General features: G+C 70.4%; 21 protein-coding genes. 11 read left to right on the forward strand and 10 right to left on the reverse strand.

Features of this window, described 5'->3' with window-relative positions; genetic code table 11:
- Positions 1–154: 154 nt before the first annotated feature.
- From sigJ to N5D62_RS00545, 4 genes are all read right to left on the reverse strand, one after another.
- Positions 155–1,144: an RNA polymerase sigma factor SigJ gene (gene sigJ, locus N5D62_RS00530; RefSeq protein ID WP_279755364.1), complete on the reverse strand. Its 990-nt coding sequence runs from the start codon at positions 1,142–1,144 to the stop codon at positions 155–157.
- Between the two features lie 90 nt (positions 1,145–1,234).
- Positions 1,235–2,278 carry a tRNA preQ1(34) S-adenosylmethionine ribosyltransferase-isomerase QueA gene (gene queA, locus N5D62_RS00535; protein ID WP_279755365.1) on the reverse strand — a complete coding sequence of 348 codons (1,044 nt, stop codon included), beginning with the start codon at positions 2,276–2,278 and terminating at the stop codon, positions 1,235–1,237.
- A gap of 46 nt (positions 2,279–2,324) precedes the next feature.
- Positions 2,325–3,080, reverse strand: coding sequence for a transporter substrate-binding domain-containing protein (locus N5D62_RS00540; RefSeq protein WP_279755367.1), 756 nt, complete (start codon positions 3,078–3,080; stop codon positions 2,325–2,327).
- A 222-nt stretch (positions 3,081–3,302) separates the two neighbouring features.
- Complete coding sequence (locus N5D62_RS00545) at positions 3,303–5,681, reverse strand: YCF48-related protein (RefSeq protein ID WP_279755369.1); 2,379 nt, start codon at positions 5,679–5,681, stop codon at positions 3,303–3,305.
- Between the two features lie 126 nt (positions 5,682–5,807).
- On the opposite strand from N5D62_RS00545, the gene recG reads away from it, so the two are divergent.
- Entirely contained in the window at positions 5,808–7,949 is a 2,142-nt protein-coding gene (recG, locus tag N5D62_RS00550; RefSeq protein ID WP_279755371.1) for an ATP-dependent DNA helicase RecG, read from the forward strand.
- Positions 7,950–8,088: 139 nt separating this feature from the next.
- Here the strand turns inward: recG and N5D62_RS00555 are convergent, their stop codons facing one another.
- The 3 genes from N5D62_RS00555 to panB all read right to left on the reverse strand — a co-directional run bounded on the left by N5D62_RS00555 (position 8,089) and on the right by panB (position 10,722).
- Positions 8,089–8,796 carry a peptidylprolyl isomerase gene (locus tag N5D62_RS00555; RefSeq protein ID WP_279755372.1) on the reverse strand — a complete coding sequence of 236 codons (708 nt, stop codon included), beginning with the start codon at positions 8,794–8,796 and terminating at the stop codon, positions 8,089–8,091.
- A 229-nt stretch (positions 8,797–9,025) separates the two neighbouring features.
- Complete coding sequence (panC, locus tag N5D62_RS00560) at positions 9,026–9,859, reverse strand: pantoate--beta-alanine ligase (protein ID WP_279755373.1); 834 nt, start codon at positions 9,857–9,859, stop codon at positions 9,026–9,028.
- 2 nt (positions 9,860–9,861) lie between these two features.
- On the reverse strand, positions 9,862–10,722 hold the full coding sequence (gene panB / locus N5D62_RS00565; protein WP_279755374.1) for a 3-methyl-2-oxobutanoate hydroxymethyltransferase: 861 nt from the start codon (positions 10,720–10,722) through the stop codon (positions 9,862–9,864).
- A 102-nt stretch (positions 10,723–10,824) separates the two neighbouring features.
- On the opposite strand from panB, the gene N5D62_RS00570 reads away from it, so the two are divergent.
- The 4 genes from N5D62_RS00570 to N5D62_RS00585 all read left to right on the forward strand — a co-directional run bounded on the left by N5D62_RS00570 (position 10,825) and on the right by N5D62_RS00585 (position 15,483).
- Positions 10,825–11,745, forward strand: coding sequence for a hydrogen peroxide-inducible genes activator (locus tag N5D62_RS00570; RefSeq protein WP_279755375.1), 921 nt, complete (start codon positions 10,825–10,827; stop codon positions 11,743–11,745).
- A 190-nt stretch (positions 11,746–11,935) separates the two neighbouring features.
- Positions 11,936–13,051, forward strand: a complete 1,116-nt coding sequence (locus N5D62_RS00575; protein ID WP_279755376.1) for a trypsin-like serine protease — start codon at positions 11,936–11,938, stop codon at positions 13,049–13,051.
- Positions 13,052–13,299: 248 nt separating this feature from the next.
- The gene (locus N5D62_RS00580; RefSeq protein WP_279755601.1) at positions 13,300–14,745 is read left to right on the forward strand and encodes a catalase; all 1,446 of its coding nucleotides are present in this window, start codon (positions 13,300–13,302) and stop codon (positions 14,743–14,745) included.
- 213 nt (positions 14,746–14,958) lie between these two features.
- The gene (locus N5D62_RS00585; protein WP_279755377.1) at positions 14,959–15,483 is read left to right on the forward strand and encodes a DNA starvation/stationary phase protection protein; all 525 of its coding nucleotides are present in this window, start codon (positions 14,959–14,961) and stop codon (positions 15,481–15,483) included.
- A gap of 90 nt (positions 15,484–15,573) precedes the next feature.
- Here N5D62_RS00585 and N5D62_RS00590 read toward each other — a convergent pair whose 3' ends face one another.
- From N5D62_RS00590 to N5D62_RS00600, 3 genes are all read right to left on the reverse strand, one after another.
- A complete protein-coding gene (locus N5D62_RS00590) occupies positions 15,574–16,233 on the reverse strand; it encodes a hypothetical protein (RefSeq protein WP_279755378.1) in 660 nt (219 codons plus the stop codon).
- 5 nt (positions 16,234–16,238) lie between these two features.
- Positions 16,239–16,646, reverse strand: a complete 408-nt coding sequence (locus N5D62_RS00595) for a RusA family crossover junction endodeoxyribonuclease (RefSeq protein ID WP_279755380.1) — start codon at positions 16,644–16,646, stop codon at positions 16,239–16,241.
- Between the two features lie 171 nt (positions 16,647–16,817).
- The gene (locus N5D62_RS00600; protein ID WP_279755602.1) at positions 16,818–17,798 is read right to left on the reverse strand and encodes a phosphate acetyltransferase; all 981 of its coding nucleotides are present in this window, start codon (positions 17,796–17,798) and stop codon (positions 16,818–16,820) included.
- Positions 17,799–17,895: 97 nt separating this feature from the next.
- Here N5D62_RS00600 and N5D62_RS00605 point away from each other — a divergent pair, with 97 nt between their 5' ends.
- The 6 genes from N5D62_RS00605 (at position 17,896) to N5D62_RS00630 (ending at position 25,126) form a co-directional block, all read left to right on the forward strand.
- Positions 17,896–20,145, forward strand: a complete 2,250-nt coding sequence (locus tag N5D62_RS00605) for a DUF3141 domain-containing protein (protein WP_279755382.1) — start codon at positions 17,896–17,898, stop codon at positions 20,143–20,145.
- The gene (gene fabI, locus N5D62_RS00610) at positions 20,142–20,930 is read left to right on the forward strand and encodes an enoyl-ACP reductase FabI (protein ID WP_279755384.1); all 789 of its coding nucleotides are present in this window, start codon (positions 20,142–20,144) and stop codon (positions 20,928–20,930) included. Before N5D62_RS00605 ends, fabI begins: the two co-directional genes overlap by 4 nt.
- A gap of 3 nt (positions 20,931–20,933) precedes the next feature.
- Positions 20,934–22,154, forward strand: a complete 1,221-nt coding sequence (locus tag N5D62_RS00615; protein WP_279755386.1) for an acetate/propionate family kinase — start codon at positions 20,934–20,936, stop codon at positions 22,152–22,154.
- 131 nt (positions 22,155–22,285) lie between these two features.
- Positions 22,286–22,645: a hypothetical protein gene (locus N5D62_RS00620; protein ID WP_279755387.1), complete on the forward strand. Its 360-nt coding sequence runs from the start codon at positions 22,286–22,288 to the stop codon at positions 22,643–22,645.
- 66 nt (positions 22,646–22,711) lie between these two features.
- The gene (locus N5D62_RS00625; protein ID WP_279755389.1) at positions 22,712–23,317 is read left to right on the forward strand and encodes a DJ-1/PfpI family protein; all 606 of its coding nucleotides are present in this window, start codon (positions 22,712–22,714) and stop codon (positions 23,315–23,317) included.
- A gap of 168 nt (positions 23,318–23,485) precedes the next feature.
- Positions 23,486–25,126 (forward strand): peptide chain release factor 3, encoded by a 1,641-nt coding sequence (locus tag N5D62_RS00630; protein ID WP_279755390.1) that lies wholly within the window; start codon positions 23,486–23,488, stop codon positions 25,124–25,126.
- Positions 25,127–25,159: the final 33 nt, after the last annotated feature.

Below are 25,159 nucleotides of genomic sequence, written 5' to 3' on the forward strand. Positions count from 1 at the left end.
TTCCCGAGCAGTCATGGGTCTTGTGGCGCCGATTGTCCCCAAGGCGGGTGGCAATCCGGCGCCGCGCCCCCCCGTGTGCGCGGGGGCCCGAACGGCATCGGGCCTGCCATCTGGGCGTCATGCGCCCGAATTCACGGATTCGAGGCCCGGATGCTCAAGGCTGGGGCGCCGCGCCCGGATCCGGGAGCGGCTCGATCCGCGGCAGGTGGGCCAGCTTGTCCGGATTGCGCTGGACGTAGATCGCGCTGATCCGGCCGGGTTCGGCGGCCGGCCGCAGCGCGACCGTCTGCAGCGGCTCGCCGCGCGCGTCGTAGACGACGTAGCCCGGCAGGCCGTTGACCCGCGCCGGCCGCGTGCGCCAGTCGCGGCTGGTGGGCATCTTCACGAAACCGACGAAGGTCCGCGCCACCAGCGCGCCGCCCTCGAGCATGCGCGGGATCGCGCTGACCTTGCCGCCGCCGTCGGCCAGCAGCACCGCGTCGTCGGTCAGCACCTTGGCCAGGCCCTCGACGTCGAACGACTGCAGCGCCCCCATGAAGGCCTGGAACAGCCGCTGGCGCTCCTCGTCCTCGACCTCGTGGCGGGCGTAGTCCGCCTTGACGTGCTGGCGCGCCCGGCTGGCCAGCTGGCGGCAGGCCGCCGCGCTGCGGCCCAGCCGGCGCGCGATCTCCTCGAAGTCCAGCTCGAAGACCTCGTGCAGCAGGAAGGCCGCGCGCTCCAGCGGCGACAGCCGCTCCAGCGTCAGCATGAAGGCGACCGACACGTCCTGCGCGAACTCGGCCTGCGCCTCCGGGCTCGGGGACCAGTCGCCGGCCTCGTCGACCAGCGGCTCGGGCAGCCAGACGCCGACGTACTGCTCGCGCCGCATCGCCGCCGACTGCAGCCGGTCCAGGCACAGGTTGGTCACCAGCCGCGACAGGAAGGCGCCGGCATGCCGCACCGTCGTCTCGTCGACGTCGGCCCAGCGCAGCCAGGCTTCCTGGACGAGGTCCTCGGCCTCGGCGCGCGAGCCCAGCATTCGGTAGGCCAGCGCGCGCAGCGAGCGCGCGTGCTCGCGGTCGAAGCGCAGCGCGCGGGCGGCGGCGGAGAGGTCCAGCGCCGGCAGGGGCGCGGCGTCGTCGGCGGGCGGAGTGAGGTCGGTCATGGCGCGGGGTCCGGAGTCGTCTTGTCCACAAGACGGCGCAGCCTACCCCGATGTGACACGCCCGGGGGACCGGGCGTCGGCCGCCGGCCCTCAGCGGCCGGCGCGTTCCAGCAGCATCGCGTCGCCGTAGCTGAAGAAGCGGTAGCGCTCGGCGATCGCGTGGCGGTAGAGCGCCATGACCGGCTCGTAGCCGGCGAAGGCCGACACCAGCATCATCAGCGTGCTCTTGGGCAGGTGGAAGTTGGTGACCAGCCGGTCCACGACCTGGAAATCGAAGCCGGGGGTGATGAAGATGTCGGTCTCGCGCGCGCCGGCCTTCAGCGTGCCGCCCAGCGCGGCGGATTCCAGCGCCCGCAGCGTCGTCGTGCCGACCGCGGTGACCTTGCCGCCGCCGGCGCGGCAGCGCGCGATCGCCTCGACCGTCTCCGGCGCGACCTGGAACCACTCGCTGTGCATCTTGTGGTCGGCCAGCGACTCGACCCGCACCGGCTGGAAGGTGCCGGCGCCGACGTGCAGCGTCACGTGCGCGGTGCCGACGCCGCGTTCGGCCAGCCGCGCCAGCAGCGCCTCGTCGAAGTGCAGCGCGGCGGTGGGCGCGGCGACCGCGCCGGGCTCGCGCGCGAACACGGTCTGGTAGCGGCGCACGTCGTCGTCGGAGTCGCCGTGCGCGATGTAGGGCGGCAGCGGCACGTGGCCGTGGCGCTCCAGCAGCGCGAACGGGTCGTCCGACAGGCGCAGGTGGAACAGGCCGTCGTCCGGGCCGCAGCGGCCGAGGACCTCGGCGTCGAACGCGTCGGCGAAGCGCACGACCGCGCCCGGCTTGGGGCTCTTGCTGGCGCGCAGGTGGGCCCAGACCTCGCGGGTGCCGGGGAGCACGCGCTCGACCAGCGCCTCGACCGCGCCGCCGCTGGCCTTGGCGCCGTACAGGCGCGCCTTGATGACCTTGGTGTCGTTGAACACCAGCAGGTCGCCGGGGTTGAGCAAGTCGGGCAGCTCGCGGAACACGCGGTCGACCGGCGGGTCGGTCCGGCCGTCGAGCAGCCGCGAGGCGCTGCGCTCGGCGGCGGGATGCTGGGCGATGAGGTCGGGGGGCAGAGCGAAGTCGAAATCGCTCACCGAGAAGGTTCGGGACATGGGGCGCGATTTTCCCATGGCACCCGGGGCCGGGCCGGCCCGGGCGCTACTGCCAGCGCGCGCCCTGCTGCAGCAGCAGGGCCAGCCGGCCGCTGCCCTGCAGCTCGCCGATGCCGCGGCTGAGCGCCGCGGCCAGGCGCTCGCCTTCCGGGCGCGTCTTCGAGAACACCGTGTAGAGCGGCACTTCCGAGACCGCCGGCTCCAGCCACGCCAGCTTGCCGGCGGCGTCTCGCAACTGCGTCTCCAGCAGGTGCGCGCCGACGCCCTTGTCGATCAGCGCCAGGTCCACGCGCCCCGCCAGCAGCTTGCGCAGGTTGGCCAGGTCGTCGACGGCGCCTTCCACCGCCAGGTTCGCGTTTTCGAAACGCGCCGGGTTGGCGTAGCCGTGCACGACGCCGATGCGCAGGTGGCGCAGCGCGGCCAGGTCGTCGACCCGGCGCCGGCGATCGACGCGCGCCATGAAGCCGATCTGGTTGAGGATGCCCAGCGGCTGCGGGAAGCGCATCGTGCGTTCGCGCTCCTCGGAGCGCCACGCGCCGATGACGCCGTCGTGGTCGCCGCGCTGGAACTCGAGCAGCGCCCGCGCCCAGGGCCGGAACGACAGCAGCATCGAATGCCCGCCCTGCGCGAGCGCGGCGCGGGTGATCTCGCAGGCGACGCCGCCGCCGGGCAGCGTGCTGCCGGTGTAGGGCGGGAATTCGGTGGCGACCATCCGCACCGGGCCCTCCGCGGCGCGCGCGGGCAGCGCCGTCGCCGCGGCGGCGGCGGCGAGCCAGACGAGGCTGTCGCGACGGGTGGTCATGGAAACGGCGGGAAGGCGGCGGGAGGCGCGGGCTTGAGGGGAGGCATCGGTCCGGGAGAACCTCGGGCGCAGCCTAGCAGCGCGGGATGTCGCGCGGCTCCCCTTCGACCCGGGTGACCGGGGCGCAAGGGCGCGCCGAAGCGGCATTCGGTCACGCCCGCCCATGAAAAAAGCCGGCCGGGTCGATCGACCCGGGCCGGCTTCAGGCCGTCGGAGGCGGAGTTATTGGCCGCCGGTGCCGGTGGCCAGCAGGGTGCCGTCGACCCCCAGGATCCACCCGGTGCGGACGTCGGTGAACTGCACCTGCGTCAGCGACCGTTGCGCGCCGGAGGCCTGCGCGGTCCAGGTCTTGCCGGCATCCGCGGTGGTCAGCACCGTGCCGTTGTCGCCAACGGCCCAACCGCGCTGCGGCGTCACGAAACGCACCGCGTTCAAGGCCGACGAGGTCGACACGCTGGCGGCGGTCCAGGTCAGCCCGTCGTCCTTGGACACGCGCAGCATGCCGCCGTCGCCCGAGGCCCAGAGCGTGCCCGTGTCGCTGTACGCGACGGAGCGCGGCGTGGCGCCCGTGCCGAAGTAGCGCCCGGTCCAGTTCTTGCCGCCGTCCGAGGTCGTCACCATCCGGCCGCCCGCGCCGTAGAGGACGCCGTTGGATGCGGTCCCGAACTGCAGGCCGGTGTAGTGCGCGTTCGCCGAGCTCAGCGCGGCCAGCAGCGACCAGCTCTTGCCACCGTCCACCGTGCCCATGACCAACTGGCTCTGCGACATGTTGACGTCGGTCATCAGCGCGAAGCCGGTCGCGGCATCGAGGAACTGGTACGCCTGGACGCGTCGCGTGGGCTGCACCGGCGTCACCCAGGTCGCGCCGCCGTCATCGGTCAGCATGAACACGCCGTCCGAGGTCTGTAGCCAGCCCTTCTTGTCGTCGACGAACTGCATCCGGTCGGCATAGTTGTAGCCATACAAGGACTTGGCCAGCCCCGCGGTCCGGGTCGTCCAGTTCAACCCGCCGTCGGCCGTCGCCAGGAGGTCGCCCATCGCGTTGAGCCCCAGGCCGCGCTTGGCGTCGAAGAACCACGCCGTCGTCAGCGTCTTCTTGTAGGCGTCGGCATCGGGGCCGCCGATGCGGGTCCACGTCTGCATGCCGTCCACGCTCAGGCCGGTCGTGCCTTGGCCTCCGCGCGCGACCCAGGCGTTCGCTCCCTGGCGCTTCAACGACCCGCCGGTGTACTCCGCCGGGAGGGCGCGCCAGGTCGTGCCGGAGTCCGTGCTGACCTCGTTCTGGTACGACAGGCTGCTGCTCGTGTAGTAACCGCGCATCCAAACGCCGTTGGCGCGGGCGGGGCGGGAGTACGACACGCCCGAGTACGCGTTGCTCGGCTGGGGTTGCGCCGTCCAGTTGCTGCCGCCGTCCCGCGTGCGGTACAGCGTGTCGCTGATGACCACCGAGGCATCCGCGCCGCTCGTCATGCTCAGCGCCTGGAGATAGCTCCAGCCGTTGGCGGGCAATCCGGACGCCGTGCCGACATCCCAGGTCTGGCCGTTGTCGAGGCTGCGCCGGGCCGTGTACGTGGTGACGTAGTTGCCCGACACGTAGCGCTGCGTCGACGTGAGCAGCATCAGGTTCCTACCGGAAAGGTTGAAACCGACCAGGTTCTCGTTCTCGAATCTCACCGCGAGCGTGCTGGTGCGCCCCTGGTCCACCGACTTGCGCAGGCCTTCGTAGTAGGACGTCTGCCAGAGCACGCCATCGGCGCCCAGCGTCGGATCGCTCTGCAGCGCGGTTCCTTCGATCCAGTTCGCGCCGCCGTCCACGGTCATGCGCGTCCCGGTGTAGCCCGAGATCAGCAGCGTGCCGGGGCCGTCGGCCTGAATCGTGAGGTTGCCCAATTGGGATGGCGCCGGCTGCAACGCCCAGGTCTTGCCGCCGTCGGTGGTGCGCAGCACTGCGCCGAACTCGCCCACGGCCCAGCCGTTGCTGGCATCGAAGAAGGTCACCGCCGTCAGCGTCGACTTGACGCCGCTGGCCTGGCTCGTCCACGTCTTGCCGCCGTCCGTGGTACGCAGGATCGTGCCCTGCTCACCGACCGACCAGCCGTTGTTCGCATCCACGAACGAGAAGTCGTACTGGACCGTGCCCAGCGGACGCGGCGCTTGCCAGCACCAGCCGCTACCCTCCGCGCCGGAGCAGGTCAGGCCCTGCACGTGGGCGAGGTTGTTCACCGTGACGGCGAACTTGACTTCCTTGGACGTGCCGGTCGCATTGGTGACCTTCAGCGTGACCGCGTACTCGCCGCCCTTGGCGTAGTCATGCTTGGGCGCCGCGTCCGTGCTGGTCTGGCCATCGCCGAAGCTCCAGGCGAAGGTCAGGCCGGTCGCCGAAGCCAGGTTGGTGGTGAACGCGGTGCCCGTGGCGACGTCGCTCTTCGCGGCCGCCACGATGGCCAGGTTGTCGGGGATGGCCACGCCCTGGGCCGGCGGAGGCGGCGCGGGCGGCTGCGTGCTGCCGCCATCGCTGCCACCGCCGCCGCAGGCGCTCAGCAGCGCCGCGCTGACCAGCACGCCGGCCCATCCGGCGCGCGAATATTCCTCTCTGCCCACGGCAGTCCTCCCGATTGTTTCAATTTGTCTTCTTGTGAAGCGCGCGGATTCTGCATCAGCTTCACGCGTCCTGAACGCCGCCCCGCATCGCCCGAACGGGGGATCGCCCAAGGCAGAATCGCGGCCATGCCCGAGGCCCGCTCTTCCGACCCTTCGCCGCCGCCGCCCGCGAAGCCGGGCCGCGCCGACGCGCCGGCCGGCGAGGCCGCGCCGGCCAAGTCCGCGCCGCAGAAGGCGATGGAAAAGATGGGCCTGGCCCGCGACATCGACCTGGCGCTGCACCTGCCGCTGCGCTACGAGGACGAGACCTCCCTCACCCCGCTGGACCGCGCCCGCGACGGCGACACGGTGCAGTGCGAGGGCGAGGTGATCGAGAGCCGCATCGAGCTGCGCGGCCGCCGCCAATTGCTGGTCAAGCTGCGCGACGACGACGGCGCGCTGCTCACGCTGCGCTTCCTGCATTTCTATCCCTCGCACCAGAAGACGCTCGCGGTCGGCACCCGGGCGCGCGTGCGCGGCGAGATCCGCGTCGGGTTCTTCGGCCGCGAGATGGTCCATCCCAACTTCCGCAAGGTCGACGCGGACACGCCGCTGGCAACCTCGCTGACGCCGGTCTACCCGACCAGCGCGCAGTTGCCGCAGGCCTACCTGCGCAAGGCGGTGGCTTCCGCGCTGCGCCGCGCGCCGCTGGACGAGGTGCTGCCGCTGGCCGTCGTGCCCAAGGGCCTGCCGGCGCTGCGCGACGCGCTGAACTTCCTGCACCACCCGCCACCGTCGGCCGGGCTGTCGACGCTGGAGGACCACACGCATCCCGCCTGGCAGCGGCTCAAGTTCGAGGAGCTGCTCGCGCAGCAGCTCAGCCAGCAACGCGCGCAGCGCGAGCGCGCCCACCTGCGCGCGCCCCCGCTGCGCGGCGCGCCCGGCGGCCTGCATGAACGGCTGCTGGCCGCCCTGCCCTTCGCGCTGACCGGCGCGCAGCACCGCGTCGCGCAGGAGATCGCCGCCGACCTCGCCCGGGCGCAACCGATGCACCGGCTGCTGCAGGGCGACGTCGGCTCCGGCAAGACCGTCGTGGCCGCGCTGGCCGCCGCCGTCGCGATCGACGCCGGCTGGCAATGCGCGCTGATGGCGCCGACCGAGATCCTGGCCGAGCAACACTTCCGCAAGCTGATCGGCTGGCTCGAGCCGCTGGGCATCCGCGTCGCCTGGATCACCGGCAGCGTCAAGGGCAAGGCCCGGCAGAAGATGCTCGACGCGGCCGCGTCCGGCGAGGCGACGCTGATCGTCGGCACCCACGCGGTGATCGAGGACAAGGTGCGCTTCCACCGCCTGGGGCTGGCGATCATCGACGAGCAGCACCGCTTCGGCGTCGCGCAGCGGCTGGCGCTGCGCAAGAAGCTGGCCGACGAGGCCACCGGCGCCGCCGGGTCGGGTTCAGGCCCGCTCGAGCCGCACCTGCTGATGATGAGCGCCACGCCGATCCCGCGCACGCTGGCGATGACCTACTTCGCCGACCTGGACGTGTCGACGATCGACGAGCTGCCGCCGGGCCGCAGCCCGATCGTCACCCGCGTGTTCGCGGACGGCCGGCGCGACGACGTCATCGAGAAGATCGCCGCCGCCGTCGACGACGGCCGGCAGGTCTACTGGGTCTGCCCGCTGATCGAGGAGTCCGAGGCGCTCGACCTCAAGAACGCCACCGAGACCCACGCCGAGCTGAGCGCGGCGCTGCCGGGCAAGATGGTCGGGTTGCTGCACGGCCGGATGCCGCCGGCGGAAAAGGCGGCGGTGATGTCGCTGTTCAGCGGCGGACAGATGCAGGTGCTGGTCGCGACCACCGTCATCGAGGTCGGCGTCGACGTGCCCAATGCCAGCGTGATGGTGATCGAGCACGCCGAGCGCTTCGGGCTGTCGCAGCTGCACCAGCTGCGCGGGCGCGTGGGGCGCGGCTCCGTGGCCAGCGTGTGCGTGCTGATCTACACCGGACCGCTGTCCGACACCGGCAAGTCGCGGCTGCGCGCGATGGCGGAAACCACCGACGGCTTCGAGATCGCGCGACGCGACCTCGACATCCGCGGACCGGGCGAGTTCATGGGCGCGCGCCAGAGCGGCGCGCAGCTGCTGCGCTTCGCCGACCTGCAGGAAGACGCGCCGCTGCTGAGCGCGGCGCGCGCGCTGGCGCCGGTGCTGCTCGACGAGCAGCCGCGCGCGGCGCAGCGGCAGGTCGAGCGCTGGCTCGGCCACAAGACCGAGTACCTCAAAGCCTGAGCTTGGCGGCGGGGCCTGCGTCAGGCGCCCGGACTTCGGCTCACCGAGCTTGGCCCTGCCAGGGCATGGGGGATCCCTCCAGGACCCCCAAGCCCTGTCCGGGCCCCACGGTAGGTCGCTGGGCCCAGGCCTGCGGAGGTCACTTCAGCTGGGTGGCCCAGTACAGCAGCACTTCGGTGCGGGGCGTGTCCATGCCCAGCCACACCTGGCTCGGCTCGGCGTTGATCTTGTCGATCGTCGTCTGGCCCGAGATCACGCGGCCGAAGGCGGCATAACCCGGATCGTTGGTGTTCTTGAAGTCCAGCGTCGCGCTGTTGTCGACCGAGTTGAAATAGAACTGGCTCGTCGCCGAATCGAACACCGTCGTGCGCGCCATCGCGATCGTGTACTTGACGTTGGACACGCCGACATTGCTCTCCAGCTTGATCGTGCCACCCAGGCCGGTCGTCTTCTCGACGAAACCGCTGGAGTAGCCGCCACCCTGCGCCACGAAGCCCGGCACCACGCGATGGAAGATGGTGTTGTCGTAGTACTTCGCGTTGACGTACTTCAGGAAGTTGGCCACGGTGATCGGCGCGCGCGCGTCCAGCTGGATCACGATCTCGCCGTCGCTCGTCAGCATGCACACCACGTTGCCCGTCACGCCGTTGGCCGCGGCGACACCGGCGGTGCTGCACGTGGTCGTCGGCGGGGTCGTCACGGCGTTCTTCTTCGGCGCCTCGACGGGGTTGTTGTTGTCGTCGTCGCCGCTGCCGCAGGCGGCCAGCGTCAGGGCGCCGCCCAGCGCGACGGTCAGCGCCAGCAGGCGGCGCTTGGAGGTCAGGGAACCGGTGGAGATCGACTTCATTGGGGGCTCGCTTGGGAGGCTCGTGGCCCCCGTTCTGGCAAAGAAGCGCGAAGTATCGTGGTCGGCTCGACACAAGTGGTGGAGCCCGTGCGCGCGGCGCACGAAATCAGACCGGGCTTTCCCTAACGCGGCGCCACCACGGTGTCGTACGTCACCGAACCGGTCGCCATCGGTCGCGAAACGTCCAGGATCGTCGACCCAATGGAACGCCGCTGAAACTCGACGCCGCTCAGAACTCGAGGTTGTCGATCAGGCGCGTCTGGCCGATGCGGGCCGCGGCCAGCGCGACCAGCGGTTCGCCGTCGCGCGCGGGGGCCAGGTCATGCCGGCGGCGCAGCGTGAGGTAGTCCGGCGCCCAGCCCGCGTCGCGCAGCGCCTGCAGCGCGTCGGCCTCGATCCGGTCGAGGTCGCGCTCGCCCGACTGCCAGCGCGCGATCGCCGCCTTCAGCGTGCGCGACAGCAGCAGCGCGTCCTGCTTCTGCTGCTCGCTCAGGTAGCCGTTGCGCGAGGACAGCGCCAGGCCGTCGGCGTTGCGCTCGGTCTCGCCGGCCAGGACGCGGATCGGCATCGCCAACTGGTCGACCATGCGGCGGATCACCATCAGCTGCTGGTAGTCCTTCTTGCCGAAGACCGCCACGTCCGGCTGGACGATCTGGAACAGCTTGGCCACCACCGTGCAGACGCCGATGAAGAAGCCGGGCCGGAAGTGGCCCTCGAGGATGTCGGCCAGCTCGACCGGCGGGTGCACCTTGTAGCCCTGCGGCTCGGGGTACATCTCGCGCTCGTCGGGCGCGAAGACGAGGTCGCAGGTCGCGCCCTCGAGCAGTTCGGCGTCGCGCGCCAGCGTGCGCGGGTAGCGGTCGAAGTCCTCGTGCGGCGCGAACTGCAGCCGGTTGACGAAGACGCTGGCGACCACGAGCCCGTCCGGACCGACCGCCGCACGGGCCTGGCGCACCAGCGCCAGGTGGCCGTCGTGCAGGTTGCCCATCGTGGGCACGAAGGCGACCGGGCGGCCGCCGGCGAGCGCGGCGCGCAGGCCGGCGATGTCGTGGTGGATCTTCATGGTCAGTAGCTGTGCTCGGGCGCCGGGAAGGCGCCGGACTTCACGTCCGCGACGTAGCGGGCAAACGCCTCGCCCACCGAGGCGGAGCCCCGCATGAAGTCGCGCACGAAACGCGGCTTGCGGCCGGTGCCGACGCCCAGCATGTCGTGCATCACCAGCACCTGGCCGGAGCACTCGGGCCCGGCGCCGATGCCGATCACCGGCACGCCCAGCGCGCGCGTCAGCTCGCCCGCGAGCGCGGCGGGCACCATCTCCAGCAGCAGCATCTGCGCGCCGGCGTCGACCAGCTCGCGCGCATGCGCCTGGATCTGCGCGGCGCTCTCGGCGTCGCGGCCCTGCACCTTGTAGCCGCTCAGCGCGGTGACGGTCTGCGGCGTCAGCCCGAGGTGGGCGCAGACGGGGAAGCCGCGCTCGGTCAGGAAACGCACGGTCTCGGTGGTCCAGCCGCCGCCCTCGAGCTTGACCATGTGCGCGCCGGCCTGCGCCAGCCGCATCGCGTGGCGCCAGGCGACCTGCGGGGACTCGTGGTACGTGCCGTACGGCAGGTCGGCCAGGATCCAGGCGGTGTGGCGCGCGCGGGCGACGCACTCGGTGTGATAGACCATCGCGTCCAGCGTCACCGGCACCGTGGTCTTGAGGCCCTGGACGACGTTGCCCAGCGAGTCGCCGATCAGGATCGCGTCGACGCCGGCGTCGTCCATCGCCTGCGCGAAGGTGGCGTCGTAGGCGGTCAGCATCGCGATCTTCTCGCCGGCGGCATGCATGTCCAGCAGGCGCTGCAGGGTGACGGGCTTGCGCTCGGGCGCGGCGCCGGGGGTGCCGGCGGGCCGCGGCGCGGCGTAGGGGGAAGTCGGTTCAGTCATGCGTGTCCCCTGGGAGGAAGGGCCGGGGCGGCCCCTGGGGGTGGGGCGGCAGTGTACCGGGACGGTGCCACGAGGCCGCTTTCTGAGGACAATGGCGCTCCCATGACCCTGACCGAACTGCGCTACATCGTCGCCGTCGCCCGCGAGCGCCACTTTGGCCGCGCCGCGGAGGCCTGCTTCGTGTCCCAGCCGACGCTGTCGGTGGCGATCAAGAAGCTGGAGGAGGAGCTCGACGTCAAGATCTTCGAGCGCGGCGCCAACGAGGTGACGATGACCCCGCTGGGCGAGGACATCGTGCGCCAGGCCCAGTCGGTGATCGAGCAGGCCAGCGCGATCAAGGACATCGCCAAGCGCGGCAAGGACCCGCTGGACGGCCCGCTGCGGCTGGGGATCATCTACACGATCGGCCCCTACCTGCTGCCCGAGCTGGTGCGGCACTGCATCGACCTGTACCCGCGCATGCCGCTGATGCTGCAGGAGAACTTCACCCAGAAGCTGCTGGACATGCTGCGCACCGGCGAGCTGGACTGCGCCATCATGGCCGAGCCCTTCCCCGACGCCGGCCTGGCGGTGGCGCCGCTGTACGACGAGTCCTTCGTCGTGGCCGTGCCCGCGGTGCATCCGCTGGCGAAGAAGGAACGCATCAGCGCCGAGGAACTCAAGGCCGAGACGATGCTGCTGCTGGGCAACGGGCACTGCTTCCGCGACCACGTGCTGGAGGTCTGCCCCGAGTTCGCGCGCTTCTCCACCGACGCCGAGGGCATCCGCAAGAGCTTCGAGGGCAGCTCGCTGGAGACGATCAAGCACATGGTGGCGTCCGGGATGGGCGTGACCGTGGTGCCGGCGCTGAGCGTGCCGGCGCAGGTGCCGCCGCACCTGCGCTACGTCCCGTTCGAGGCCCCGGCGCCGACGCGCCGCGTGGTGCTCGCCTGGCGCCGCACCTTCACCCGCTACGAGGCGGTCGCCGCGCTGCGCAACGCGGTCTATGCCTGCCAGCTGAGCGGCGTGACGCTGCTGTCCTGACGCGTCGCCGGTTCCCCCGCAAGACCTGCCCCCCCGAAGCGAGGGTCTTCAGGGTTTGCGTGCATATGTCACGTTTGTGTCGTTGATAGCCTGATGGGTCCATCGAGGCCTCACGGGGCCTTCAGCCCGAACGGCCGGCGCCAGATCCGGACGCCGAGCCCGCCGATCCATCGCACCTGGGGGGAATCACATGAAGTTTCGTCCGACGATCCTGGCCGCCGCCCTGCTGGCGGCCGGCGCGGCCCACGCGGGCCCCGCGACCGTGTCCGGCTCCGCCAACGGCCTGAACTGGACCGCGTCCAGCAGCATCGTCGGGGTCACCTCGACGGCCACCGGCGTGGGCGGCGGCGACCCGCGCTACAACGCGCCGCGCTCGCAGTACAGCGGCGTGGCCACGCTGATCATGGACTACGGCGCGGGCGGCCAGTTCATCTGCTCGGGCACGCTGCTGCCCAACCAGCGCTCGATCCTGACCGCCGCCCACTGCGTCAGCGACGGCACCAACGCGCGTCCGCTGAGCACCTCGGTCTACTTCTACACCGGCTCCGACCCGGACAACGTCACCTGGAACCAGCCGACGTTCTCCTACACGGTCACCAACTACGCCGTGCACACCGCCTACACCGGCGACGTGATCGACCAGAACGACATCGCCGTGCTGTCGCTGGACCGCCTGGTGGACTGGTCGGTGAAGTCGCATGAGCTGTACGACGGCGGCGACCTGACCGGCCAGAACTTCAACATCGCCGGCTACGGCGGCCGCTCCGACACCGGCGGCGACGTCGGCGCCAACCTGGGCACCGGCCGCCTGCGCCAGGGCGACAACCGCTACGACTTCCGCCTCGGCGATCCCGACTTCGACGGCGCCTGGGCGGACATCCTGGAAGAGCCGGCCGAGCAGATCGAGCACACCTACCTGTCGGACTTCGACAACGGCCTGGCCGTGAACGACCTGTCCTGCAACATCGCCACGCTGGGCCTGGGCCTGCCGCCGAGCGCCAAGTTCTGCGACCGCGGCCGCGGCGCCAGCGAGGTCTCCTCCGCCGGCGGCGACTCCGGCGGTCCGGAGTTCATCAACGGCAAGGTGGCCTCGGTGACCTCCTTCGGGCTGACCTTCGGCTCCGACTGGGGCGATGTCGACGACGACCTGAACAGCTCGTTCGGCGAGTTCAACGGCTTCGTGCCGGTCAGCATCCACCGCGCCTTCATCGAAGCCAACGCGGTGCCGGAACCGGCCTCGTTCGCGCTGGCCGGCCTGGGCCTGCTGGGCCTGGGCTGGAGCCGCCGCCGCCGCGCCCAGTCCTGATCCGCTCCTGATCGCTCCTGCAAGCAAAGGCCGCCTTCGGGCGGCCTTTGTCTTTCCCTATCGCCGCCTTTAGGCTATTCGAATAGCCACCTCGATAGCCAATCTCTAAAGTCCCTCCTCATGCGCCGCCGCGGTCCTCCCTCCGGGAGATGTCGGTGGCGGGTCCGACGCCTACAAAGCGTGCCTGTCTGAAGCATCGAGGAGTGCCCATGAGTGCCAAGCCCCCCCATCCCGCCCAATGCCCGGTCATGACGACGTCGGCCGGCGCGCCGATCGCCGACAACCAGAACTCGCTGACCGCCGGCCCGCGCGGCCCGGTCCTCATGCAGGACTGGCAGCTGATCGAGAAGCTGGCCCACCAGAACCGCGAGCGCATTCCCGAGCGCGTCGTGCACGCCAAGGGCTGGGGCGCCTTCGGCACGCTGACGGTCACGCAGGACATCACCCGCTTCACCCGCGCGAAGCTGTTCGGCGAGGTCGGCAAGCAGACGCCGATGCTGGCGCGCTTCTCGACGGTGGCCGGCGAGCTCGGCGCGGCCGATGCCGAGCGCGACGTCCGCGGCTTCGCGCTGAAGTTCTATACCGACGAAGGCAACTGGGACCTGGTCGGCAACAACACACCGGTGTTCTTCATCCGCGACCCGCTGAAGTTCCCCGACTTCATCCGCACGCAGAAGCGCCATCCGGTGTCCAACCTGCGCTCGGGCACCGCGGCCTGGGACTTCTGGAGCCTCTCGCCCGAAAGCCTGCACCAGGTCACGATCCTGATGAGCGACCGCGGCATCCCGGTCAGCCCGCGCTTCATGAACGGCTACGGCTCCCACACCTACAGCTTCTGGAACGCCGACGGCGAGCGCTTCTGGGTCAAGTTCCACTTCAAGACCCGGCAAGGCCACCGCACGATGACCAATGCCGAGGCCACCGCCGTCATCGGCCAGTCCCGCGAGAGCTACCAGGAAGACCTGTTCGGCGCGATCGGCCAGGGCGACTTCCCGGAATGGACGATGTACGTGCAGGTCATGCCGGAGCTGGACGCGGACAAGACCGCCTACAACCCCTTCGACCTGACCAAGGTCTGGCCGCATGCGGAGTACCCGCTGATCGAGGTGGGCGTGCTCGAGCTCAACCGCAACCCGGACAACTACTTCGAGGAGATCGAGCAGGCCGCGTTCTCGCCGAGCAACGTCGTCCCGGGCATCGGCTTCAGCCCGGACAAGGTGCTGCAGGCGCGGATCTTCAGCTACGCGGACGCGCACCGCTACCGCCTGGGCACGCATTACGAGGCGCTGCCGGTGAACGCGCCCAAGTGCCCCGTCCATCACTATCACAAGGACGGGTCGATGAAGTTCTTCCGCACCCCGACCGGCAACGCCAACGCCTACTACGAGCCCAACAGCTTCGGCGGCGCGACGCAGGACCCGTCGGTGGCCGAGCCCCCACTGCGCCTGAGCGGCGACGCGGCGCGCTTCGACCACCGCGACGGCAACGACGATTACGCGCAGCCCGGCGCGCTGTTCCGCCTGCTGGGCGCCGAGCAGCAGCAGCGGCTGGGCCGCAACATCGCGGAGTCGATGCGCGGCGTGCCGGCCTTCATCGTCGACCGCCAGCTCGGCCACTTCGACCGGGCCGATCCGGACTACGGCCGCGTCGTGCGCGCCGCGCTGGCCGCACTCGACATCGAGCACACCGCCTGAGCCCCCGTGGCCGGCCCATGAAGGAGCAAGACATGACCCTCAAGAACGGACAACGCACCGTGGGCTGGCTGCTGGTCGCCGCCGGCGCCGTGCTGAACGCGCAGACGCTGGTCGACTGGATGCGGCACACGACCGTCTGACGTACGACAACGCCACCTGGATGGGTTAGTCTGGGCGGCGTTTTTGTCTTCATTCCCAAGAAGGAGTCCCTCGATGGCCAAGAAGAGCCCCTCTCCCGCCAAGGCCGCCTCCGCCAAGGGCGCGCCGTCCATCCAGATCGGCATCAGCGACAAGGACCGCGCGGCGATCGCGCAAGGCCTGTCCAAGCTGCTGGCCGACACCTACACGCTGTACCTGACCACGCACAACTTCCACTGGAACGTGACGGGGCCGATGTTCAATTCGCTGCACGCGATGTTCATGGGCCAGTACACCGAGCTGTGGGGCGCGGTCGATCCGATCGCCGAGCGCATCCGCTCGCTGGGCCACGCGGCGCCGGGTTCCTACGCGCAGTTCGCGCAGCTGAGCTCGCTGCCGGACGCGCCGTCCTCGCCGCCGAAGGCGCTGGACATGGTCCGCATCCTGGTCGACGGCCATGAAGGCGTTGCCCGCACCGCGCGCTCGCTGTTCAGCCTGGTCGACAAGGCCAGCGACGAACCGACCGCCGACCTGCTCACCCAGCGCCTGACGGTGCACGAGCAGACCGCGTGGATGCTGCGCTCGCTGTTGGAAGAGTGATGTGGCGGTGCGCCGCCGGCGCACCTGCCCGGTGAACACGAAGGGGACCCGCGGGTCCCCTTTCCTTTTGCCGCCCCGAACCAGACCGGGCTACGCGATCGCCATTTGCGTGGCCAATTCGCTGATCAAGTCGCGCATGTCTTGGCAGTCCTCCGGCGTGACCTGGAAATCGAGGCCGTGAACCGCCGCATTGCGTGTCGACAGGAAGTACTGCATGGTCTGGAACTGTCCATGGGAGATATATCCAAGTGAATATGCCTTGGTCAGCACGCTGAGGTCGGCACATCCTTCGACCTTTTCACCGTCCTTGTGCAGCAGCATCTTCAAGAACTGAAGCAGCGCGGTCCAGAGTGCCGGCACGATGAATCCCGCCGTTTCCGCGCGGATGCCCAACCGGTCGATATCCGACAAGCGGCCTTCGATTTCCTCCCATGTCGCCATTCCCATCGCGCTTGAGGATTCCGCGAAGAGCTCGCCTTCGGACACGATGCAAAACAGCACATCCCACCCTGGATGGCGATGAATCTCGGCAGTTTCCGGACGCATCGAATGGGCGCGGAGCACCCGCCCTGGGAAACTGACATCGACAATCAAATGTCGACCGTCCTTCCATGCCAGCAAATCCGGCAGATAACCATTCAGGGAAAAGGGAACGAGGGCCAGGTCCGGATCCATCATCACCACATGGCCGTCAGCCTCCAATCGCTTGGCGACGATTCGAGCCGCCTTCCGGGGCGTGTCGAACTTCATTCGAGTCATACGAACTCCTCTTGCAAATCCCCGGAATCGGAGATGGCCACGTAGACGCAGGGCTGGCCCAGATCACACGCGTTTGCCAGCAATGCCGGCAAGCCCATTGAATGCTGGCTCTCGCATACTCGAAGATGGGCCGATATATCCATGATCATGGCATCGTCAGCATAAATAAGTGAGCACAGCGCGTCCTGGACTGGCTTGACGAAGTTATTGATATCTCCCGCGTCCCGATCGGAAGTGAGATACACCATGGTGAACTTCAGATCGCAGTCTATCAACGGTTTAGTCGGCCAGACTTGCATCGCGCGCCCATAGACGAAATCCCGCCACGCCCTTTTATGCTCGACGTTCTTCGACTGATGGGAAATCGGGGTCCGAGGCAATAAGAGATCGACGATCAGCGGCATACAAAGTCAATGGCAGATCAATAACAGCCATTCTTCAGACTTCGCATTTCAAGGCCATCGCCCTGACAGGGGCGCATCAATCTGCCGCCATCCCCCGTTCGACGGGGACGCCAGGCGCGTGCGCGAACGGTCTCCCTCCCGGAGACAAGCCGCCGGCTCGTCGCGTCAGCTTCAGCCCACCGCCTTGATCCGTCCTGCCCGGCGCGCGTCGGCCAGCATCGAGGCCAGCGCGCACGACGCCAGCCGCGCGGTCCGCGAATCGGCCCGGCTGGTCAGCACGATCGGCACCTTCGCGCCGAGCACCACGCCCGCCGCGTAGGCCTGGGCCAGGAAGCTCAGGCTCTTGGCCAGCATGTTGCCGGCGTCCAGGTCCGGCACGATCAGCACGTTGGCCTTGCCCGCCACCGGCGACGCGATGCCCTTGATGCGGGCCGCCTCCGGGTCGATCGCGTTGTCCATCGCCAGCGGCCCGTCCAGCACCGCGCCGGTGATCTGGCCGCGGTCGGCCATCTTGCACAGCGCCGCCGCGTCCATCGTCGACGGCACCTTCGGGTTCACCGTCTCCATCGACGACAGCAGCGCCACCCGCACCTCCGGCAGCCGCAGCGCATGCGCCAGGTCGATCGCGTTCTGGACGATGTCGACCTTCTCCTCCAGCGTCGGCACGATGTTGATCGCCGCGTCCGAGATGATCAGCGGCTGCGGATGCCCCGGCACGTCCATCACGAAGCAGTGGCTGATGCGCCGCCCGGTCCGCAGCCCGCCCTCGCGCCGCACCACCGCGCCCATCAGCTCGTCGGTGTGCAGGCTGCCCTTCATCAGCGCGTCCACGCTGCCCTTGAGCGCCATCGCCACCGCCAGTTCCGCCGCCGCGTGGCTGTGCGGCACGTCGAACAGCGCGAAGCGCCCCAGGTCGACGCCGGCCGCCGACGCGGCCTCGGCGATCTTGGCCGCCGGACCGATCAGGATCGGCTCGATCAGCCCCAGCGACGCGGCCTCGGTCGCGGCCAGCAGCGCCACGTCGCTGCACGGATGGACCACCGCCATGCGCAGCGGCGGCAGGTGCCGCACGGCCTCGATCAGGCGGTCGTAGTGGGGATGGGCGCTGTGCGCCTGGGGGTTGAGCGGATGCACGCTCGGACGTTGGTCGATCACCCTGCTTCTCCCTCGGGTTTTAACAATCGATCGCGGTCGATGATGCATGCTGCGGTGCAACAAAGCAAGCCGCGACCCGGCTGGGAGCATGCGCATGGCGGAGTGGTTCCACGACTGGCAGACCTATGCGACGGATGCCTGGCAGCGCGCGGCGCTGACGCTGGACACGATGCGGGAACGCGGCAACGTGTTCCTGGATCACCTGCACGCGGGCAAGCCGGCGCTGCTGAAGTTCGAGCATGAACTGCTGATCGACGGCCGCGACCTGGCCCAGCCCTGCAACTACGCGCTGTTGCGCATCCTGCCGCCCGACGGCGCGGTCGTGGATCCGGCGCGCCGCCCCATCGTCGTCATCGATCCGCGCGCCGGCCATGGGCCCGGCATCGGCGGCTTCAAGCCCGATTCCGAGATCGGCGTCGCGCTGCGCGCCGGCCACCCGGTCTACTTCATCACCTTCGAGCCGGAGCCGGTCGAGGGCCAGACGTTGCTGGACGTCGCCCGCGCCGAGGCGCAGTTCCTCGAGGAAGTCGCCCGCCGCCATCCGAAGGCGCCGGGCCTGCCGGCGGTGATCGGCAACTGCCAGGCGGGCTGGGCGGTGGCGGCGCTGGCCGCCGTGCGCAGCGACCTGATGGGCCCGATCGTGCTCAACGGCGCGCCGCTGTCGTACTGGGCCGGCTCGCCGGAGCAGAACCCGATGCGCTACGCCGGCGGCGCGCTCGGCGGGGCGTGGCTGTCGGCGCTGTCGGCCGACCTCGGCGGCGACCGCTTCGACGGCGCGCACCTGGTCTCCAACTTCGAGAACCTCAACCTGGCCAACACCTGGTGGGACAAGTACTACCACCTCTATGCCAACGTCGACGTCGAGCGCGAGCGCTTCCTCGACTTCGAGCGCTGGTGGGGCGGCTACTTCCGCATGACCGGCGAGGAGATCGAGGCGATCGTCGAGAACCTGTTCATCGGCAACCGCCTGGCGCGCGGCGAGGTCGAGATGGAGGGCTACCGGCTGGACCTGCGCAACATCGCCGCGCCGATGGTGATCTTCGCGTCCTGGGGCGACAACATCACCCCGCCGCAACAGGCGCTGGACTGGATCATCGACGTCTGGGGCAGCGAGAAGGCGCTGGTCAAGGCCGGCCGCACCATCGTCTACATGCTGCATCCGCGCATCGGGCACCTGGGCATCTTCGTCGGCGGCTCCATCGCGCGGCGCGAGCATGAACAGATCGTCGACACCCTCGAGCAGATCACCGCGCTGCCGCCCGGCCTGTACGAGATGAAGATCGACGCCCGCGATCCCGACGCGCCGCTGGCGGCGCTGGAATCGGGCGACTACTCGGTCAGCTTCGAGACCCGCACCGTCGACGACCTGCGCGCGCTGAACCCCGAATGCCGCCGCGACGAAGCGCTGTTCAGCACCATCGCGCAGGTCTCCGAGATGAACATGCGCCGCTACCGCCAGTGGCTGCAGCCGGCGGTGCGCGCCATGGGCAGCAAGGCGCTCGGCGACTGGCTGCGCTGGTGGCATCCGCTGCGCCAGCAGCACCTGGCGGTCTCCGACCTGCATCCGCTCGCGCCCTGGATCCGCCAGGCCGCCGACGCCGCGCGCGAACGCCGCCAGACCGTGGCGCCGGACAACCCCTGGCTGCAGTGGGAACAACTCGGCTCGCGCTGGATCAGCGAATCGCTGGACCGCGTGGGCCAGCAGCGCGACGCGGCGCTGGTGCACTGGGTCGAGGCGGTCTACGGACCGCGCGGCCTGGGCGCGCTGCTGCCGCCGCGCGAGTCGGACCAGGCCTCGGGCGCCGCGCACGCAGCCGCCGACGAGGCGGACGGCCGGCGCGTCGCGCTCGAGCAGGTCGAGCAAGGCGGCTTCGCCGACGCGGTCTGCCGCATCCTGCTGGCCGGGCTGGCGCATCGCGGCGTCGTGCAGCGGCGCGGGCTGATCCTGGGCCAGCAGCTGGCGGACGCGCATAGGCGCATGGCCGCCGAGGCCGAGGGCGCCGTCGCCGCGGCGCCCACCGAGGACTGGGCCACGCTGCTGCACCGGCAGGCGCTGATCGTGACCTTCGCGCGGGACGAGGCGATGGCCGCGCTGCCGCGACTGCTGCCCACGCTCGAGGACCGGGAGCAGGCGCTGGCGCTGGCCAGCGCGGTGCTGATGGCGGAATCGGAGCTCGCCGATCCGCAGTCGCCCGCCGCGCGCTACGTGCACGAGCTGCTGCAGGTCGATCCGGCGCACGTGGCGGACATGGCGCTGGCGCTGTCCGCGCCGGCCGCGGCGACGGTGTCGATCGCGGCCTCCCCCGCGCCCCGGCCGGCGCGCCGGCGCAAGGCGGCCGCATGACCGCGGCCTCCCCCTACGGCCGGCTGCTGGCGGGCCGCAAGGTGCTGGTCACCGGCATCGCCAACGACCAGTCGATCGCCTACGGCTGCGCCCGCGCCTTCCGCGCGATGGGCGCGGACCTGGCGCTGACCTACCTCAACGACAAGGCGCTGCCGCATGTGAAGCCGCTGGCCGAGGAGCTCGGCGCCGAGCTGCTGCTGCCGCTGGACCTGCGCGAGCCCGAGGCGCTCGACGCCGTCTTCGACGCGATCTCGGCGCGCTGGGGCGTGCTGCACGCGGCGTTGCATTCGATCGCGTTCGCGCCCAAGGACGACCTGCACGGCCGCCTGGTCGACAGCAGCGCGGCCGGCTTCGCGATGGCGATGGACATCTCGTGCCACAGCTTCATCCGGATGGCGCGGCTGGCCGAACCGCTGATGCGCGCCGGCGGCGGCACGCTGTTCACGATGAGCTTCCAGGGCGCCAGCCGCGTGGTCGAGCACTACAACCTGATGGGCCCGGTGAAGGCGGCGCTGGAGGCGTCGGTGCGCTACCTGGCGCATGAACTGGGGCCGTCGGGCATCCGGGTGCATGCGATCTCGCCGGGGCCGATCGCGACGCGCGCGGCCTCGGGGCTGGCGGAGTTCGACGCGCTGCTGGCCGACGCCGCGGCCCGCGCCCCGGCGCACGCGCTGGCCACGATCGACGACGTCGGCTACGCGACCGCGATGCTCGCGGCCGATCCCGCGCGGCTCATCACCGGCACCACGCTGTACGTCGACGGCGGTTATCACATCATGGGGTGAGCGATGGATCCACGGCTCGAAGGCGAATTCATCGCGGTGGTCAACGCGGGGTCCTCCAGCATCAAGCTGTCGATGTTCTCGCTGCACGACGACCGCCGCCAAGGCCCGCTGCGGCTGGAACTGCGCGCGCAGGTCGAGGGCCTGGGCACCTCGGCGCCGCGCTTCGAGGCCGTCCACGCCGACGGCTCGCCGGCGGGTTCGCGCGCCTGGCCGGTCGACGCGCGGCTCACGCATGACGGCGCGCTCGACCACCTCGTCGAGTTCGTCACCCACGAGTTCCCCGGCATCGAGATGCTGGGCATCGGGCACCGCGTCGTGCACGGCGGCACCGCCTTCGACCAGCCGGTGGTGGTGACGCCGCCGGTGCTGGCGCAGCTGGAGACGCTGGTCCCGCTGGCGCCGCTGCACCAGCCGCACAACCTGGCGCCGATCCGGCGCGCGTTCGCGGCGCTGCCGGGGTTGCCGCAGGTCGCCTGCTTCGACACCGCCTTCCACCGCGGCCAGTCCGACATCGCCGATGCCTTCGCGCTGCCCTATGCGCTGTTCGAGGCCGGCGTGCGCCGCTACGGCTTCCACGGGCTCAGCTACGAGTACATCGCGTCGCGGCTGCCGGCGCTGTCGCCGCGGCTGGCGGACGGACGCACCGTCGTGCTGCACCTGGGCAACGGCGCCAGCGCCTGCGCGATGCACCGCGGCCGCAGCGTGGCCAGCAGCATGGGCTTCACCGCGCTGGACGGCCTGCCGATGGGCACGCGCAGCGGCGCGGTCGACCCCGGCGTGCTGATCTACCTGATGGACGAGCAGCGCATGGACGCGCGCGACCTGGAGGCGCTGCTCTACAAGCAGTCCGGGCTGCTGGGGCTGTCGGGCGTGTCCAGCGACATGCGCCAGCTGCTGACCAGCGACGCGCCGCGGGCGCGCTTCGCGATCGACGTCTTCGTGCACCGCGTCGCCCGCGAGATCGGCGCGCTGGCCGCGGAGATGGGCGGCCTGGACGGGCTGGTGTTCACCGCCGGCATCGGCGAGCATGCGACCGAGATCCGGCGCCGCGTGCTGTCGCGCTGCCTGTGGCTGGGGCTGTCGGTGCAGGACGTCGCCAATCGCGAGGGCCCGCCCGAACGCCGCATCAGCACCGTCGACAGCCGCTGCGAGGCCTGGGTCATCCCGACCGACGAGGAATTCATGATGGCCCGGCACGCCTTCCGGCTGCTCGCCGGCGAGTGAGCCGGACGGCGACGCCGGCGACGCGCGACGGCGTTTCCTTGTTTCCTTGCCGGCGGCGTGTCCGTGACGCGCGCCGCGCCTTGTTCCCGGTCCGCCTTGTTCCGTGATTCCCGCGTGGAAAGGAGATCCCGATGAGAACGCCCAAGCAGCGCTACAGCGCCGAGGAATGGGAGAAGACGGTCCACGACGTGGACCTGGAGATCGCGCAGCTGGCGATCATGTGCCACATCCGCCTGCTGGATCCGGGGGTGATCGAGCGCGTGCTGGACAACGACGCGCGGGTCTGCCGCGACGGGCATGAAGGCGGCTTCGAAAAACTGCGGGGGATGCTCTACCTGCATTACGAGGTCCAGGCCCGGCTCGCGGAGGAACTCGGCCCGGCGGACGCGGCCGAGGTGATCCAGCGCGTGCGCGCGCACCTGCTGACGCGCATCGGGACGCAGCTCGGCACGCTGGGCACGGTCGGCGGCGCGGGGCCCGAGAGCCAATAACCCCACCGGCTTGGGCCGCGCGGGCCACGGCGCTACAGTGGGCCGCATCGCCTCGCGGGACGCCCCATGCGCATCGCCCTCCTTTCCTTCGACGGCTTCAACGAGATCGACAGCTTCGTCCCGCTGGGACTGCTGAACCGGCTCAAGCCGCTGGGCTGGTCCGCGGAGCTGTGCGGGCCGGGCGCGACGGTCACGTCGATGAACGGCGTGACGGTGCAGCTCAAGCGCTCGCTGGAATGGGCCAACGAGGCCGACGCGGTCTGGTTCGGCTCGGGCATCTACACGCGGGCGATCGCGGAGAACTCCGCGCTGCTGGACCGGCTGCAGATCGACCCGACGCGGCAGCTGATCGCGTCGCAGTGCTCGGGCGCGCTGCTGGTGGCGCGGCTCGGCCTGCTGGGCGACGCCCCCGCCTGCACCGATTCGTCGACCCGCCCCTGGCTCGTGGAGGCCGGCGTGCGCGTGCTCGACGAGCCCTTCCATGCCCGCGGCCCGGTGGCGACCTCGGGCGGTTGCCTGGCATCGCAGTACCTGTCGGCCTGGCTGATGTGGAGCAAGGCGGGCGAGGCCGCCACCCGCGACGCGTTGACCTATGCCGCGCCGGTCGGCGAGAAGGCCGAGTACGTCGAGCGCCTGCTCGCCCGCGTCCGCCCGTTCATGGCCGACGCATGACGCACCGCCACGCAGTCCGTGATCCAGAGTCGGCGGGAGCCGGCCTGGGGGCTGCGACCTGCGGTTAAGCCCCGCCAGCGTGGGAGCAGCCCCCAGGCCGGCTCCCGCCGACGGGCGCAGTCCACACGAGACCCCCGATAATCGCGAGTTCGCCGCCCAAGAGCCGCCATGTCCACCGACCAGCCCAGCCGTATTCAATCCGAAGTCCGCCGCCGCCGCACCTTCGCCATCATTTCCCACCCTGACGCGGGCAAGACCACGCTGACGGAGAAGTTGCTGCTGTTTTCCGGCGCGATCCAGATTGCCGGTTCGGTGAAGGCGCGCAAGGCCTCGCGGCATGCGACTTCTGACTGGATGGAGATCGAGAAGCAGCGTGGCATTTCGGTGGCGTCGTCGGTGATGCAGATGGAGTACCGCGACTGCGTGATCAACCTGCTGGACACCCCGGGCCACCAGGACTTCTCGGAGGACACGTACCGCGTGCTGACCGCGGTGGACGCGGCGCTGATGGTGATCGACGCGGCCAATGGCGTGGAGCCGCAGACCCGGCGGTTGCTGCAGGTCTGCCGCGCCCGCAACACGCCGATCCTGACCTTCGTGAACAAGCTGGACCGTGAGGTCCAGGAGCCGCTGGCGCTGATGGACGAGATCGAGCGCGAGCTGGGGATGACGGTGGTGCCGTTCACCTGGCCGGTGGGCATGGGCAAGCATTTCCATGGCGTGATGGATTTGCGCCAGCAGCGCATGCGGGTGTTCTCGCCGGGCGAGGACCGTGCCGCCGGGACCGAGGAGGTGTTGGACGGCCTGGACAACCCGGCCTATGTCGAGCGCTTCGGCATGCAGTACGAGAACGCGCAGGGCGAGATCGAGCTGGTCAGCGAGGCCGCGCCCGCCTTCGACGAGGAGGCGTTCCTGAGCGGCCGCCAGACGCCGATGTTCTTCGGCTCCGCGGTGAACAACTTCGGCGTGCAGGAGGTGCTGGACGCGCTGGTCGAGCTGGCGCCCGCGCCGGCCGAGCGCGCCGCGATGCAGCGCGTCGTGCAGCCGGAGGAACCGAAGTTCACCGGCGTCGTCTTCAAGATCCAGGCCAACATGGACCCGGCGCACCGGGACCGGATCGCGTTCCTGCGCGTGGCCTCGGGCCACTTCGAGCGCGGCATGCGGCTCAAGGTCGTGCGCTCCGGCAAGGAGCTGCGGCCCAACACGGTGGTGAGCTTCCTGTCGCAGCGCCGCGAGCTGCTGGACGAGGCCTTCGCCGGCGACATCATCGGCATCCCCAACCACGGCGTGCTGCAGCTCGGCGACACGATCACCGAGGGCGAGGCGCTGCAGTACACCGGCCTGCCGTTCTTCGCGCCGGAGATGTTCCGCTCGGTCGAAGTGGCGGACCCGCTCAAGACCAAGCAGCTGCGCGAGGGCCTGCGCCAGCTCGGCGAGGAAGGCGCGATCCAGGTCTTCCGTCCCGAGGCCGGCAGCGTGCTGCTGCTGGGCGCGGTCGGCCAGCTGCAGTTCGAGGTGGTCGCCCACCGGCTGGAACATGAATACGGGGTCAAGGCCCGCGTCATGGCGGCGCGCTACAACGTCGCGCGCTGGGTAACCTGCGACGAGGCCGACGGCGGCGAGAAGGAACTGCGCCGCTTCATCGACCACAACGCCCACCGCGTGGCCTGGGACGCGGTCAACGCGCCGACGGTGCTGCTCGAGTACGCCGGCGAGCTCCGCGCGATGCAGGAGAACTGGCCCAAGATCAGGTTCCATGCGCTGCGCGAGCACGCGGGCCTGGTCTTCCAGAAGCAGATGGACGCCTGAGCCGGCTATTCGCACAGCCGTGGCGCCTGGCCC

The sequence above is a fragment of the Mitsuaria sp. GD03876 genome (genome assembly GCF_029840635.1).
Classification (GTDB): Bacteria; Pseudomonadota; Gammaproteobacteria; order Burkholderiales; family Burkholderiaceae_C; genus Roseateles.

Coding starts and splice junctions, on each gene's coding strand:
- sigJ (WP_279755364.1), bottom strand. CDS start 1,144: ATGACCGACCTCACTCCGCCCGCCGACGACGCCGCGCCCCTGCCGGCG.
- queA (WP_279755365.1), bottom strand. CDS start 2,278: ATGTCCCGAACCTTCTCGGTGAGCGATTTCGACTTCGCTCTGCCCCCC.
- N5D62_RS00540 (WP_279755367.1), bottom strand. CDS start 3,080: ATGACCACCCGTCGCGACAGCCTCGTCTGGCTCGCCGCCGCCGCCGCG.
- recG (WP_279755371.1), top strand. CDS start 5,808: ATGCCCGAGGCCCGCTCTTCCGACCCTTCGCCGCCGCCGCCCGCGAAG.
- N5D62_RS00555 (WP_279755372.1), bottom strand. CDS start 8,796: ATGAAGTCGATCTCCACCGGTTCCCTGACCTCCAAGCGCCGCCTGCTG.
- panC (WP_279755373.1), bottom strand. CDS start 9,859: ATGAAGATCCACCACGACATCGCCGGCCTGCGCGCCGCGCTCGCCGGC.
- panB (WP_279755374.1), bottom strand. CDS start 10,722: ATGACTGAACCGACTTCCCCCTACGCCGCGCCGCGGCCCGCCGGCACC.
- N5D62_RS00570 (WP_279755375.1), top strand. CDS start 10,825: ATGACCCTGACCGAACTGCGCTACATCGTCGCCGTCGCCCGCGAGCGC.
- N5D62_RS00575 (WP_279755376.1), top strand. CDS start 11,936: ATGAAGTTTCGTCCGACGATCCTGGCCGCCGCCCTGCTGGCGGCCGGC.
- N5D62_RS00580 (WP_279755601.1), top strand. CDS start 13,300: ATGACGACGTCGGCCGGCGCGCCGATCGCCGACAACCAGAACTCGCTG.
- N5D62_RS00585 (WP_279755377.1), top strand. CDS start 14,959: ATGGCCAAGAAGAGCCCCTCTCCCGCCAAGGCCGCCTCCGCCAAGGGC.
- N5D62_RS00590 (WP_279755378.1), bottom strand. CDS start 16,233: ATGAAGTTCGACACGCCCCGGAAGGCGGCTCGAATCGTCGCCAAGCGA.
- N5D62_RS00595 (WP_279755380.1), bottom strand. CDS start 16,646: ATGCCGCTGATCGTCGATCTCTTATTGCCTCGGACCCCGATTTCCCAT.
- N5D62_RS00605 (WP_279755382.1), top strand. CDS start 17,896: ATGGCGGAGTGGTTCCACGACTGGCAGACCTATGCGACGGATGCCTGG.
- fabI (WP_279755384.1), top strand. CDS start 20,142: ATGACCGCGGCCTCCCCCTACGGCCGGCTGCTGGCGGGCCGCAAGGTG.
- N5D62_RS00615 (WP_279755386.1), top strand. CDS start 20,934: ATGGATCCACGGCTCGAAGGCGAATTCATCGCGGTGGTCAACGCGGGG.
- N5D62_RS00620 (WP_279755387.1), top strand. CDS start 22,286: ATGAGAACGCCCAAGCAGCGCTACAGCGCCGAGGAATGGGAGAAGACG.
- N5D62_RS00625 (WP_279755389.1), top strand. CDS start 22,712: ATGCGCATCGCCCTCCTTTCCTTCGACGGCTTCAACGAGATCGACAGC.
- N5D62_RS00630 (WP_279755390.1), top strand. CDS start 23,486: ATGTCCACCGACCAGCCCAGCCGTATTCAATCCGAAGTCCGCCGCCGC.